The organism is Streptomyces nanshensis (assembly GCF_001751255.1).
Taxonomy (GTDB): domain Bacteria; phylum Actinomycetota; class Actinomycetes; order Streptomycetales; family Streptomycetaceae; genus Streptomyces; species Streptomyces nanshensis_A.
This window is the reverse complement of the sequence record NZ_LJGW01000718.1, coordinates 1-13,329: the sequence shown is the minus strand read 5'-3', so window position 1 is coordinate 13,329 and position 13,329 is coordinate 1. Positions and strand designations below refer to the sequence as shown.

14 protein-coding genes are annotated in these 13,329 nt (G+C 72.2%); 10 read left to right on the top strand and 4 right to left on the bottom strand.

Annotation, left to right across the window (positions count from 1 at the left end; translation table 11 throughout):
- Positions 1 to 312: 312 nt before the first annotated feature.
- Positions 313 to 729, top strand: a complete 417-nt coding sequence (locus AN218_RS33055; protein WP_375537816.1) for a hypothetical protein — start codon at positions 313 to 315, stop codon at positions 727 to 729.
- Positions 730 to 793: 64 nt separating this feature from the next.
- On the opposite strand, the gene AN218_RS33050 is transcribed toward AN218_RS33055, so the two are convergent.
- Together AN218_RS33050 and AN218_RS33045 are read right to left on the bottom strand one after the other, a co-directional pair.
- Positions 794 to 1,459, bottom strand: a complete 666-nt coding sequence (locus tag AN218_RS33050; RefSeq protein WP_258396094.1) for a response regulator transcription factor — start codon at positions 1,457 to 1,459, stop codon at positions 794 to 796.
- On the bottom strand, positions 1,456 to 2,874 hold the full coding sequence (locus AN218_RS33045) for a sensor histidine kinase (RefSeq protein ID WP_079132855.1): 1,419 nt from the start codon (positions 2,872 to 2,874) through the stop codon (positions 1,456 to 1,458). The genes AN218_RS33050 and AN218_RS33045 overlap by 4 nt, the downstream gene beginning before the upstream one ends.
- Positions 2,875 to 3,077: 203 nt before the next feature.
- Here AN218_RS33045 and AN218_RS33040 point away from each other — a divergent pair, with 203 nt between their 5' ends.
- The 4 genes from AN218_RS33040 (at position 3,078) to AN218_RS33025 (ending at position 7,461) form a co-directional block, all read left to right on the top strand.
- The gene (locus AN218_RS33040) at positions 3,078 to 3,617 is read left to right on the top strand and encodes a YceI family protein (protein ID WP_070020712.1); all 540 of its coding nucleotides are present in this window, start codon (positions 3,078 to 3,080) and stop codon (positions 3,615 to 3,617) included.
- Positions 3,618 to 3,705: 88 nt separating this feature from the next.
- Positions 3,706 to 5,088, top strand: a complete 1,383-nt coding sequence (locus AN218_RS33035) for a glutamate-5-semialdehyde dehydrogenase (protein ID WP_338059661.1) — start codon at positions 3,706 to 3,708, stop codon at positions 5,086 to 5,088.
- Positions 5,089 to 5,182: 94 nt separating this feature from the next.
- On the top strand, positions 5,183 to 6,055 hold the full coding sequence (locus AN218_RS37680) for an SCO2584 family spore wall biosynthesis protein (RefSeq protein ID WP_070020710.1): 873 nt from the start codon (positions 5,183 to 5,185) through the stop codon (positions 6,053 to 6,055).
- A 245-nt stretch (positions 6,056 to 6,300) separates the two neighbouring features.
- Positions 6,301 to 7,461: an SCO2583 family membrane protein gene (locus AN218_RS33025; protein ID WP_070020709.1), complete on the top strand. Its 1,161-nt coding sequence runs from the start codon at positions 6,301 to 6,303 to the stop codon at positions 7,459 to 7,461.
- A gap of 259 nt (positions 7,462 to 7,720) precedes the next feature.
- Here the strand turns inward: AN218_RS33025 and AN218_RS33020 are convergent, their stop codons facing one another.
- Entirely contained in the window at positions 7,721 to 8,833 is a 1,113-nt protein-coding gene (locus AN218_RS33020; protein ID WP_070020708.1) for a M48 family metallopeptidase, read from the bottom strand.
- Between the two features lie 341 nt (positions 8,834 to 9,174).
- On the opposite strand from AN218_RS33020, the gene AN218_RS37330 reads away from it, so the two are divergent.
- Positions 9,175 to 9,339, top strand: a complete 165-nt coding sequence (locus tag AN218_RS37330; protein WP_171908887.1) for a hypothetical protein — start codon at positions 9,175 to 9,177, stop codon at positions 9,337 to 9,339.
- 18 nt (positions 9,340 to 9,357) lie between these two features.
- On the opposite strand, the gene AN218_RS37325 is transcribed toward AN218_RS37330, so the two are convergent.
- The gene (locus AN218_RS37325; RefSeq protein ID WP_171908886.1) at positions 9,358 to 9,510 is read right to left on the bottom strand and encodes a hypothetical protein; all 153 of its coding nucleotides are present in this window, start codon (positions 9,508 to 9,510) and stop codon (positions 9,358 to 9,360) included.
- On the opposite strand from AN218_RS37325, the gene nadD reads away from it, so the two are divergent.
- The 4 genes from nadD (at position 9,509) to AN218_RS33000 (ending at position 13,157) form a co-directional block, all read left to right on the top strand.
- On the top strand, positions 9,509 to 10,135 hold the full coding sequence (nadD, locus tag AN218_RS33015; protein WP_070020707.1) for a nicotinate-nucleotide adenylyltransferase: 627 nt from the start codon (positions 9,509 to 9,511) through the stop codon (positions 10,133 to 10,135). The genes AN218_RS37325 and nadD overlap by 2 nt on opposite strands.
- Complete coding sequence (locus AN218_RS33010) at positions 10,132 to 11,889, top strand: LCP family protein (protein WP_070020706.1); 1,758 nt, start codon at positions 10,132 to 10,134, stop codon at positions 11,887 to 11,889. Before nadD ends, AN218_RS33010 begins: the two co-directional genes overlap by 4 nt.
- A gap of 87 nt (positions 11,890 to 11,976) precedes the next feature.
- Positions 11,977 to 12,480 carry a ribosome silencing factor gene (gene rsfS, locus AN218_RS33005; RefSeq protein WP_070020705.1) on the top strand — a complete coding sequence of 168 codons (504 nt, stop codon included), beginning with the start codon at positions 11,977 to 11,979 and terminating at the stop codon, positions 12,478 to 12,480.
- A 38-nt stretch (positions 12,481 to 12,518) separates the two neighbouring features.
- Positions 12,519 to 13,157 (top strand): histidine phosphatase family protein, encoded by a 639-nt coding sequence (locus tag AN218_RS33000; RefSeq protein ID WP_070020713.1) that lies wholly within the window; start codon positions 12,519 to 12,521, stop codon positions 13,155 to 13,157.
- Positions 13,158 to 13,329: the final 172 nt, after the last annotated feature.

The window sequence follows — 13,329 nt, the reverse complement described above, 5'->3', positions numbered from 1 at the left end:
GACGATCTGGTGCTGCTCGACGTCTGAGGCGGGGGCGGTCCGGGCCGTCTGTGCCGGGGGCGGCCGGGGCGTCGCGGCGTGCGGCAGCGGTCGTGCGCCGGGCCGCGCGCCCGCGCGTGAATGGTTGGTGGAGAGGGCGAGGGCGAGGTGTCCGAACCGTCACCGCCCGACGGAGAAGACCAGCCTTTCCACGGACACCTTCCGGAAAACGGCCACGCGGCCGGTCGCGGACTGGTCAACTTTGTATCAGGGGTCGTGCGGCAGGGAGCGACGCCCGGAAACGAGAGCACCCACCGGACGAGGAGGCCAACCGTGAGACGGCTGGTCAGCGTTGACACCGAGCAGCGGGCCGAATCACGTACGGGCGCGGGTGCGGATCGGCGGGAACACGCCCGCCTGTGGCACATCACCCTCAGCGTCGCCGGTGAGGAGGCCCCGCTCAAAGAGGTGCGGCGCGCGCTGGAACAGCTCGCCTACGACCACCCCTTCCTGCTCAACAGCCGGTACGCCAACGACCATGCGGAGATCCGCTATTGGGAAGAGGCGCGCGATCTGCACGACGCCGCCGCTGTCGCGCTGCGGCTGTGGGGCGAGCACCGCACCTCGGCGAAGCTTCCGCCGTGGGAGATCGTCGGGCTGGAGGTCATCGGGCGCGAGACGTATCAGCAGCGGGTGGCCGAGGGGTACGGCCCGCCGCCCGCCGCCTCGATGGGCGTCCACCCCTTCTAGTCCTCTCTAGTCCTCGCGGTTCCAGCCCTTCCGGCTCCCGCAAGGACCGGATTCCAGCCCTCCGTCAGGGGCCGGCGACGCCCGCGTCGTGGGCGATCAGTCCGGCCTGGGTGCGGTTCACACAGCCCAGCTTGTCCAGCACCCGGGACACATAGCCCTTGACCGTGGCCTCGGAGAGATACAGCCGCTCCGCGATCCGCGCGTTCGCCAGGCCCTCGCCGAGGCAGGCCAGCACCTCGGTCTCCCGCTCGGTCAGCGACCCGGTCAGCTCGCGGGCGCGGTCGCGCGCGGAGTGGCTGTCGGACGACGCCGCGACCAGACGCCGCGCGGCCGCGGCCGACAGCACGGTATGACCCTCCGCCGCCACCCGTACCAGACCGATCAGGTCCTCCGGGGGCGTGGACTTCACGAGGAAGCCCACGGCTCCGGCGCGCAGCGCGCGCAGCACGTACTGGTCGGCGTCGAAGGTCGTGAGCACCACCACGGCCGGGGGATCGGGCAGTTCGCGGATGCGCTCGATCGCGGTCAGGCCGTCCACGCCCGGCATGCGCAGATCCATGAGCACCACGTCCGGCCGGGACCGTACGACGGCCTCGACGCCCGCCGCACCGTCGTGCGCCTCCTCGGCCACCTCGATGTCGTCGGCCGAGCCGAGGATCGTCCGCAGGAAGCGGCACACCATCGGCTCGTCGTCCACGACCACGACGCGGACGCCGCGTGCCGCGCTCACGGTGCCCCCACCGCCGCCTCGGCCGTCGCGACGTACGCGGGCAGCGTCGCCTCGACGCGGAAGCCGCCGTCCGGGGAGCGGCCCGCGCGCAGCGTTCCCCGTACGAGTTCCAGCCGGCGGCGCAGCCCCGCGAGGCCGAGACCCGAGCCGGTGCCCGCGAGCACCGCGGCGGTGGCGGCCGCCTCGGCCGCTGCCGAAGCCCCGGGAACGGCCAGAGCCCCCGCCACGCCCTGAGCGACTCCCGTGGCTGGGGCCCCGGTCGGGGCCCCAGCCGGAGCCCCAGCCCGAGACACCGCCGGAGACACCGCCTTCGGTGTCGTGCTGTGCTGTGCGGCACTGTGCGGCGCGGTGTTGTGCACCGAGACGCGGACATGTGTCTCGCGGTACTCGACGTGCACCGTCACCCGCGTACCCGGCGCATGCTTACGGACGTTGGTGAGCGCCTCCCGTACGACGCGATGTGCCGTACGCGCCACGACCGGGGAGGCGAGGCTCCGGTCGCCGTCCTCGACCAGTTCGGCCGGAGTCCCCACCGCGCCCGATTCCGCGACCAGTTCGGCGAACCCCGCCACCGACCCGGCCGACCCGACCGAGCCGCCTCCCGCGTGCTCCTCCGGTTCCGATTCCGGTTCCGTGCGCAGGATGCCGATCAGATCGCGCAGTTCCTCCAGCGCCTGACAGCCCGCCGCCCGCAGCTCCTCGGCGGCCTGCCGGGTCGCCTCGTCGGGAGCGGTCACCCGCAGCGCACCGGCCTGGAGGGCCATCAGGCTCACCCGGTGCGTCACCACGTCGTGCATCTCGCCCGCCAGCCGCGCGCGTTCCTCGGCGCGCGCCTGTTCGGCGAGCAGATGCCGCTCGCGCTCGGCCCGCTCGGCGCGTTCCGTCAGGGCGCGTACGAGACGCCTGCGCGCGTCGAAGTACAGCGCCAGCAGCGGCCCCACCGCCGTGCGCAGCACACCGATCGTGGCGACGGTGTACGAGAGATCCCACGGCCGCGCGACGACGAGGGTGAAGGCGGCGAGCGCGACGAAGGCGGTACGGCGCTCCCCGGGCCGGTAGAGCACCGGGCCGTACGCGGCGACCGCCGTCGAGAAGGGCGCCCACAGATTTCCCGGGTTCGCCGGTGTGAGCACACCGCCCGGGGAGATCAGCAGCGTCACCGCGAGCGTGAAGCCGCCCAGCACCGCGACGACCACGAGCGGCGCCCGGCGCCGCAGGACCAGCGACGCGCACGCCACGGCCTGCAGACCCAGCATGATCCAGGCCGGTGTGTCCGGGTGCCGCGGCCACCACGTCTCACCGGCGAGCGTCAGGCCCGTGTCCAGGAGGACGAAGAAGACGGCGATCGCGGCGTCGACGACGCTGCGGCGCCGGCTGCACGTGCCCGTTCCCCGTCCTGGTCCCGGCTCAGCCACGGTGCGCACCCTCCCTCTGTCGTGGCCACACGGTAATGCCGGTGACGTGCGCGTGTGACCGCCGCCGGGGACGTGCGGAACGAACGGAGGGTGCGCCACCCTACGAAAGTCGTACGCGCACTCCCGCCGCGGTCCTTCCGTCGGGCGCGGAGACGACGGTCCGCCCTGCCGCAACAGGCCGTCCCCGTCGTCCACTTGAGGACATGGAAACGCGACAGGACCACGACCCGGCCGCCGCCCGCACCCCGGGCCCCGGACGCTACGAGATCGACACCGCGGCCTCCGCGCTCGGCTTCACGACCCGGCACTTCTTCGGACTGCTGCCGGTGCGGGGCACGTTCACGGTCGGAGCGGGGACGGTCGACGTCGTCGAACCGCTCGCCGCCTCCTCGGCGCACGCGGAGATCGACGCCGGCTCCTTCTCGACGGGAAACCGCGCACGGGACAAGACCGTGCGCTCCCCGGCCTTCCTCGACACCGCCCGTTACCCCGTCATGACCTATGACGCCGACGGTGTGGAGGAAGCGGCCGACGGTACGTGGCGGATCACCGGCACGCTCACCGTCGCCGGTGCCGCCCGCCCGCTGGCCCTGGAGGTCCACGAACGGAACGTGGGCCAGGGGGAGTTCACCGTATGGGCCGCGGCGGACGTGGACCGCCGGGAGTTCGGGGTGACGGCCTCGCCCGGGATGACCGGCCGGCGACTGCGCGTGGAGCTGCGCGTGCGCTGCGTACGGGTCTGACCCGCGCGCACCACAGCCGGGGGAGACCGGGGGGGAGCAGGGGGGCACGGGGGACGGTCGCCGGTACGGGGGTCCGGCGGCCGTCCCCATGTCCGTGCCCATGCTCGTGCCCCTGTTCGTCCCTCCGCACCTCCGCTCGCCCTCAAGCCCGTCCCGCACGGTGGGACGGGCCGCCGTCCGCGCCGCCCGCGCGACTAAGCTCGGAGACATGAGCGCCACCCCGGATTCGCCCGTCACCGAGACCGCCCGCCGTGCCAAGGAGGCCGCCGCCGAGCTCGCGCCGCTGCCGCGCACGGTCCGCGACGGCGCCCTGCTCGCCGTCGCCGCCGCGCTCACCGACCGTACGGACGAGATCGTCGAGGCCAACGCCGCCGACGTGGCCAAGGCCCGCGCCGCCGGAACGCCCGAGTCCGTCGTCGACCGGCTGACGCTCACCCCCGAACGCATCGCCGCCATCGCCTCCGACGTACGCGACGTGGTGGCGCTCCCCGACCCGGTGGGCGAGGTCGTCCGCGGCTCGACGCTGCCCAACGGGCTCGAACTGCGCCAGATCCGCGTCCCGTTGGGCGTCGTCGGCATCGTCTACGAGGCCCGGCCCAACGTCACCGTCGACGCCGCCGCCCTCTGCCTCAAGTCCGGCAACGCCGTGCTGCTGCGCGGCTCGTCGTCCGCGTACGCCTCCAACTCCGCGCTGGTGGCGGTGGTCCGCGACGCCGTCGCGGGCGCCGGTGTGCCGGCCGACGCGGTGCAGCTCGTGCCCGGCGAGAGCCGGGAGAGCGTGCGTGAACTGATGCGCGCCCGCGGCCTGGTGGACGTGCTGATCCCGCGCGGCGGCGCCTCCCTGATCCGCTCCGTGGTCGAGGAGTCCACCGTTCCCGTCATCGAGACCGGCGTCGGCAACTGCCATGTCTACGTCGACGAGGCCGCCGACATCGACACCGCGGTCGGCATCCTCGTCAACTCCAAGGCGCAGCGCCCGAGTGTCTGCAACGCCGCCGAGACGGTCCTCGTGCACGAAGGGGTGGCGGAGGAGTTCCTGCCGCGCGCGCTCGCGGCGCTGAGCGAGGCGGGCGTGACGGTGCACGGCGACGCGGCGTGGCAGAAGGCGGGCGCGGACGTCGTCCCCGCCGCCGACGAGGACTGGGGCACCGAGTATCTGTCGTACGACATCGCGGCGGCCGTCGTCCCGTCGCTGGAGGCCGCGGTGCGGCACATCCGCACCTGGTCCTCCGGGCACACCGAGGCGATCGTCACGCGGGACACCGCGGCAGCCCGCCGCTTCACCGCGCTCGTCGACTCGACGGCCGTGATGGTCAACGCCTCCACACGCTTCACGGACGGCGCCCAGTTCGGATTCGGAGCGGAGATCGGCATCTCCACGCAGAAGCTGCACGCGCGCGGACCGATGGGACTCCCGGAACTGACGTCCACGAAATACGTGGTCACAGGGGACGGCCACACGCGCGATTAGTGCATCGGCGCCGCCGCCGAGGGCCCTTTCGCCGGTTGTGACGGAATCCCGCTTCTCCCTGCCCATATCGACCGCAAAGGTCTACGCTGACAGCGTGCCGGACGACCTGGGGGGCCAGCCGTTCCAGGACGGCGAGGAGCCCGAGTTCCATCACGGGGCCGCGGACGAGGAGTTCGCCGCCCTGGTGCTCGATGAGGACTTCGTACGGTCCGCGGTCATCCACGAACCCACCGCCGTCGAGCGCATATTGGCCGCCGCGCAGTCCCACGCCGAGAGCGAGACTGTCCGCGGCTTCGAGGACGGCCATGTCTACGGGCCGGGCAGCGAGGGCGAGTTCGGCTTCGACGACGATCCCGACGGCTTCGCCGACCCGGACGGCCTGGCCGGCGACGAGGATCCGGACGACCCGGACGACGACGAGGGGCGCTTCGACCGCTCCGACTACACCGAGTATCTGGAACCGGTCGACGGCGACGAGTACGACCACTACGAGTCCTACGGGCCCTATGAGTCCTACGGCCCCTACGGCTTCAACTCCTTCGGGGACACCGGGCATTACGGCCCGCACCAGTACGGCCGTTTCGCGCACTACGACCAGTACGACCAGTACGGGCAGTACATCCGCTTCGGCATCAACCGCCGTTACGACCCCCGCTTCGACCTCGGCGAGGAACACGGCTCCGACTACCGTCCCCGTCACGCACACGGCAAGCACGGCGCCGCGCCCCGCCACCGCCCCTACCGTGGGCACGCGCGCTGGCAGCGGCCCGTCGCCTGGCTGCTCGCGCTGATGATGGGCATCGGCATGGTCGCCCTCGCCCTGGGCGCCGTCTACCGCAGCACCTCACAGCAGCGCCAGGACCCCTCGCCGCCGCCCGCCACGACCGGCGTGGACTCCTCGTCGAGCAAGCGCGGCGCCGGCGCACAGGGCATACCGGGCATTCCCGTACAGTCCCGTACGGGTTGAGGGGCGCCCCGCGCAAGGGTCCGCGCCCCGCCCAAGTGCCGTACGTCCATGGGCAGTCCGCCTCGGCGGGTGCACACACGGCGTTCACATCTCCGTCTTCCGCGGCCTCGAAGCGGCCGTGCGGCGGCCGTACTGTCACCGGCTCGTCACGCCGGAGCGACGAGGTGTTCACGAACACACGTATTCGCCGACTTGTCGACGCACAGAAGCGTTTACGCGACGCCGGGCGGACCTACTCTGTTGGTATGGCCGGGCGAGGCAATCCCCCAGAGGGAACACCCGACGACGCCTCCGGGGGCGACGACGAGTATCGCGACGACTACCGATCCGTCGTCTTCGACGAGTCCTTCATCAAGGCTGCGCAGCTCCAGGAGTTCTCCGCGCGCGAGCGCATGGAGGACGAGGAGCACGCCGCCGTACGCAACCGTGCGCTCCCGTCGACCGCGGAGACGTCCGACGGCGAGCTGAACACGACCTACGGCCGCGGCTCGATCACCGCCTCCCGGCAGGGCATCGTCCTGGTGCTGCTGATCGTCCTCGCCTTCGGCACGGCGATCTACATGGGCGTCCGCAACCCGTATCAGGCGCCGCCGCAGCCGCCCGCCGAGCCGATGCGCAACTCGCTGCTGCCGCTCGCGCCCCGCGACCAGGTGCCCGGCGCCAAGCCCGCCGACCTCTTCCAGCACAGCCCCGCGGCGCAGTTCCGCGCCGGGGCGGACGGCGTCACGCTGCCGCCGGTGCGCCGCACCCGGCACTTCTCCGAGAGCCAGGTGCTCTCCTCGCTGACGGCCGCCAAGGAGTACGTCGTCAGCAGCTCGCTCGACCCGGCGGTGCTCAGCGGCAACGCCGTACGCGACGTACGGCTGATGCTGGACCCGGCGCAGCACGAGCAGTTCGACCAGAGCATGGACCACCCGCGCAACGACGGACGGCACTCCGCGACGGGCTGGATGGTCCGCTTCGACCCGTCCAAGACGACGCTCGCCGACCCCCGCATCCGCGTCAGCGGCTCGATGACCGTGCAGGAGGCGGGGCCCGACGCCCTGGAGGTCGTCGCGGACCACGTCTTCGTGTACGCGGTGCGTCCCACCCAGGACGGTCAGGGGGAGAAGGCGGAGGAGCACTCGTCGCTCTTCACGGTGCGGCGCGAGGTGCGCTTCGAGGTCGACCGCGAGGATCTGCGGCGGCAGCAACTGAGCGTCGAGCAGGTCTCGATGCGCGCCGGGCCGCTGCCCTGCTCCGCCGACATGTCGGACGCGCTGGCGCCGCTGATGGCCGGCGAGGAAGCCAAGGACGACGGCGCCGCGGGCACCGACCCGTACGCGCGCGGACGCTCCTCCGCCTCGCTGTGCGGCGTGCTGTCCACCAGCTCGCAGCCGAGCCCGGCGGCGCAGAAGGACGACTAGCGACGGCCGGCGGACGGCACCGTGCGAGGTGACGTGCGCCGGATGCGTCGCGGGGCCGCGGGGTCCCGCAGCCGCCGGGTCAACTCCCGTGTGCCGGGCCCGTACTGACAGTGTGCGCCGACCGGCCGTCGTAGCCCGTGACGGCCCCGTACACGCCGACGGGCCGCCGCAGCGGCCCGTCGGATGTCGGGGGATCGGAGACGAAACAGGGGGAGCAGAAAGGGAGCCGGGGGATCGTGCGCGGCGACGGGGACGGCCGTCAGGCCGAACTGCCGCCTGAGCCACCGGCGTTGCCGCCGCCGTCGCCGTTGTTCCCGTCCGAGGAGCCGCCGTTGCCGCCGGCCGTCCGTCCGGTGAAGGTGTCCCGCAGCTTCCCGCCCAGGTCGCCCGCGCCGCCCGCGATGTCGCGTACGAGACCCATCAGCGGGTCCTTGCTGTTCTTGAACGACTCGGTGTAGTGCCCGGCCGACTCCTTGAACGACTCGGAGACCGACGTCTGCTTGTCGTTCTCGCGCTTGTCGTAGTGGCCGTCCATGATGCGCTGGTAGTCGCGGGTCTCGGACCACTTCTTCAACTCGGCCGCGCGCACGGCAGTGAAGGGGTGGCTGCGCGGCAGCACGTTCATGATCTTCAGCACGGAGTCGCGGATGTCGCCGCCCGACTCGTACTCCTCGGCCTGTGCGAGGAAGGAGTCCACGTTCATCTCGTGCAGATGGTTGCCGCCCGCGAGCTTCATCAGACCGCGCAGCGACGCCTGCAGGTCCTGCCCCACGAGCAGACCCGCACGGTCCGCCGACAGCTCCGACTTGCGGAACCACTCGCGCAGCGCCGTCACGATGGCCATGATCGCCATGTTGCCCAACGGGATCCAGGCGACCTTGAGGGCGAGGTTGGTGAGGAAGAGCAGAATCGTGCGGTAGACGGCGTGGCCGGAGAGGGCGTGGCCCACCTCGTGGCCGACGACCGCCCGCATCTCCTCCTCGTCCAGCAGCTCCACGAGACCCGTGGTGACCACGATGACCGGGGCGTCGAGGCCGATGCACATCGCGTTCGGGTTCGGGTCCTGACTCACGTACATCGGCGGGACCTTCTCCAGGTCCAGGATGTAACAGGCGTCCCGCAGCATCGAGTTGAGGTGCGCGAACTGCTCGTCGTTGACGCGCACCGAGTTGGCGAGGAAGAGCAGCCGCAGGCTGCGCTCGGTCACCAGCCCGCTCAGCGCCTTGAACACCGAGTCGAATCCGCTCAGTTTGCGCAGCGCGACCAGCGCGGAGCGGTCCGAGGGATGTTCGTACGCCCGGGAGGAGATCCCGGGGAAGCGGCGCCGGTTGCGGCCCGGCAGCCGCTCGGTGCCGCCTGTGGTGTCGCTCATCGCGTCCCCCCTGTCGTCATCACCGGGTATCGGTGGGTTGAGATCAGCCTAGGCGCTCGGAACCGGAATGCCCGGGGCGAACGCGTTCCGGGCGAAAGCCCGGACGTGGGGGAGAGACGTCGCACGCCCCCGTAAAGGTTGCGCGGAAGGTACGGGCGGTTCGGCCGGTACGGGAAGGGACGGAAGGTGTGCGGAGGGTGCCGGAGGTGCGCGCGGACCCGTGAAAGGGAGCGGGACGCTGCCGGGAAGCCGGAGGCGGGCTGGGCCCGCGCGGACGCCCCGCATACGATGTGCGGCACGCACCGTACTGTCCGGCCCACACGTGATAGGTCCTGCCGACGATGACGCTTTCCAGCACCGCGCACCACGCCTTCGCCGTTCTGGCCTCCGAGGGCGGTGAGCACGCGGAGCACGACCCGGTGCTCCCCTTCCTCACCGGTGGCGGGGCCCTGCTGGCGCTGCTCCTGCTGCTGTGGATCACGACCCGCTTCAACCGGGACCGCTGACCTCCGGCGTCCGCGCCGTCACCGCACCGCTGTCACTGCTCCCGCCGCCGGCACGGGCGTCACCCGTGCCGCGTCGCCGGCGTCCCCCGCGGATCCCGTGTCCGTCGCGTCCTCCGCGTCGTACGGGCGGAGCAGCGGAGCGGAGTACGAGGGGATAAGGTCGGCTCGCATGGGAGAGGACATAGTGCCCGGCACCGGCAAGCGGCGGCTGGGAGTGATGGGCGGGACGTTCGACCCGATCCACCACGGGCACCTCGTCGCCGCCAGCGAGGTGGCAGCTCGCTTCCACCTCGACGAGGTCGTCTTCGTGCCCACGGGACAGCCGTGGCAGAAGAGCCACCAGCAGGTCTCACCCGCCGAGGACCGCTATCTGATGACGGTCATCGCGACGGCGTCCAATCCGCAGTTCTCGGTCAGCCGCATCGACATCGACCGCGGCGGCCGCACGTACACCATCGACACCCTGCGCGACCTGCGGGCGGCCGACCCCGAGGCGGACCTCTTCTTCATCACCGGCGCCGACGCCCTCGCGCAGATCATCGGCTGGCGCGACGCCGACGAACTCTTCTCCCTCGCCCACTTCATCGGCGCCACCCGCCCCGGGCACGCCCTCACCGACCCCGGACTGCCGGACGGCGGCGTCTCCCTCGTGGAGGTCCCGGCGCTGGCCATCTCCTCGACGGACTGCCGCGCGCGGGTACGCCGTGGCGACCCGGTCTGGTATCTGGTGCCCGACGGCGTCGTGCGCTACATCAACAAGCGTGGCCTGTACGGGGAGGAGGCGCCCCACACATGAACGAGCGCTACGGATACGACGCGTACGGGCAGCAGCAGGGCGGCCAGGAGGGCGGAGCCGCGCCGCGGTTCCTCGGCTACGACGACTACGGGCAGCCCGTCTACGGCTTCGAGGAGAGCGGGCCGTACGGAGCGCAGCAGCAGACCCCCGGACAGGGCGATCCGCAGCAGTACGGCTACGGCACCCGCGAGGGCTACGAGAGCTACGAGGGGTACGGCGGCTACGGCACCCCCGAGGGCTACGGGCAGGGCGCCGGCGGACAGGGCGGTCCGGACGCCTACGGCCCGTACCAGCAGCCGCAGCACCCCCAACAGCAGCAACAGGCCCAGCCCCAGCAGGAGTGGATCCCGCAGCAGCCGGGACCGGGACGGACGGGCGAACCGGGCCCGGGCCCGGACGCGCCCGCGGACCGCGGCACGACCACGGGCCTGGGCACGGGAACGGGCGCGGCCCCGGGCTCCGCCTCCGGACCCGGAACCGGAAGCACCTCCGCCTCCGGTGACGGCTACCGCACCGAGCAGTTCTCCTTCGTCGAGGAGGCCGCCGACGACTCCGAAGACGTCATCGACTGGCTCAAGTTCAGCGAGAGCCGCACCGAGCGCCGCGAGGAGGCCAAGCGCCGCGGACGCAACCGCGTCGTCACCCTCGTCGTCGCGCTCGTCATGGTCGCGGCCGGCGGCCTCGGCTACCTCTGGTACGCGGGCAAGCTGCCCGGCCTGAGCGACGAGAAGGGCGGCGCCGCCACGGCCGCGGGCCAGCAGCGGGACGTGATCGTCGTCCATCTGCGCTCGCTGAACGGCGGCGGCAGCTCCACCGCGCTGCTCGTGGACAACGCCGACGCCAAGCGCGGCAACACCGTCCTGCTCCCCAACTCCCTTGCCGTCTCCGGCGAGAACGGCACCACGACCACCCTCGGCAAGGCCGTCGAGGACGAGGGCACCGCCCCCACCAGGGAGTCCCTCGGCACGCTGCTCGGCGCCGACATCAAGGGAAGCTGGCGCCTGGACACCCCCTATCTGGAGAACCTCGTCGAGCTGGTCGGCGGCGTCCAGATCGACGCCAACACCACCGTGCCCGGCGAGAAGAAGGGCGACGACCCGGTGGTCAAGCGCGGCAAGGCGCAGACCCTCGACGGCCGCGCCGCCGTCGCCTACGCCACGTACCGCGGCCGCGGCGAGCCCCAGACGCGCCAGCTCGAACGCTTCGGAGCGGTCATCCAGCAGACGCTGCGGAAGCTCTCCAGCGACTCCAAGTCGGCGACGAAGACCGTCGAGACGCTCGGCCAGATCCCCGATCCCTCCCTGCCCGAGGCCGAGTTGGGCGCCTCGCTGGCGAAGCTCGCGAGCCAGGCCAAGTCCGGCGCGTACCAGACCCAGGTGCTGCCGGTACGGGCCAACGGCACCCTCAGCCCCCGTACGAGCGACGGTCTGGTCAAGCAGGTGCTCGGCGGCACCGTGAAGAACAGCGACCCGGACGCGGCGCCCCGTGTGAAGACCGTCAACGCCAGCGGAGACCGCGGCAGCGACGACGCGGCCGCGGCGGACCTGGTCAACAGCGGCTACAACGTCGTCAAGGGCGGCGCGGGCGGCGCGGCGCAGGCCCGTTCGCAGGTGACGTACGGCGACGCCAAGTACAAGGCGAAGGCGGAGGAGGTCGCCAAGACGCTGGGGCTGCCCGGCAGCGCCGTCCGCAAGGGCAAGGGCGCGGCGAACGCCGACGTGACGGTCGTGCTGGGCAAGGACTACAAGCAGTGAGAGCCCCCGTCCGGGCGTGAGATCCTGGTTCGTGCATACGCAGCAAACGCACACCTGACCGTCGCCACCGATTCGAAAGCCTCGCCTGTGACCGCCACGGAACGTTCCATCGAGCTGATCGACGCCGCCGCCCAGGCGGCCGCGGACAAGCTCGCGCACGACATCGTCGCCTACGACGTGAGCGACGTCCTCGCCATCACCGACGCCTTCCTGCTCGCCTCCGCGCCCAACGACCGGCAGGTCAAGGCCATCGTCGACGAGATCGAGGAACGGCTGCTGAAGGAGCGCGGCGCGAAACCGGCCCGTCGCGAGGGCGAGCGGGACGGACGCTGGGTGCTCCTCGACTTCGTGGACATCGTGGTGCACGTACAGCACAGCGAGGAGCGGGTCTTCTACGCGCTGGAGCGGCTCTGGAAGGACTGCCCCGAACTGGAGCTGCCCGCGGACGCGAAGGCGACCCGGGGCAAGGACCGCGAGCACGCCGCGCGGGAGGCCGGGGCCGGGGCCGACGGTGCAGCCGACGGCGCGAACGGCTCGGCCGGTACGGCCGGCACCCCGCCGGAGCGGGACGGAAGCGACGGCGCCCGGTGACGGCGAAGCCCGCCGTGACCCCCACCCCCGCACCGCCGATGCGGCGCGACCGCAGGATCGTTCTCTGGCGGCACGGCCAGACGGCCTGGAACCTCGAACGCCGCTTCCAGGGCTCCACCGACATCGAGCTGACCCCGGCGGGACTGGAGCAGGCCCGCCGCGCCGCCCGGCTGCTGGCGGCCCTGCGCCCCGACGCGATCCTCGCCTCCGACCTGCGCCGTACGGTCGCGACGGCGGCGGAACTGGCGTCCATCACGGGCCTGGAGGTCATCCACGACGAGGCGCTGCGCGAGACCTACGCGGGCAACTGGCAGGGCCTGACGCACGAGGAGATCGTCGAGCGGTACGGCGAGGAGTACGCGGCGTGGAAGCGCGGCGAGCCCGTACGACGCGGCGGCGGCGAACTGGAGACGGAGGTCGCCGACCGCGCCGCCCCCGTCGTGGAGCGGAGCGTGGAGAAGCTGCCGCCCGGCGGCACGCTCGTTGTCGTCAGCCACGGCGGCACGATCCGTACGACCATCGGACGCCTGCTCGGCCTGGTGCCGCACACCTGGGAGGCGCTGGGCGGACTCTCCAACTGCTGCTGGTCGGTGCTGGGCGAGGGCGCCCGCGGCTGGCGGCTGCTGGAACACAACGCGGGAACGCTGCCGCAGCCGGTGCTGGGCGACGACGACTGACCGCCGGACGGACCGTCGCCGTACAGCCCGCCCCGGGCAGACCGTTCCGTGATTTCCCATCCGGCCTGGTCACCGGTTAGGCTTCCTCCCGTTCACGGACGAGGCACCGCACAGGTGTGGCCCGGTTGTGAACTGCCCGGGGCTATAGCTCAGTTGGTAGAGCGCTTGCATG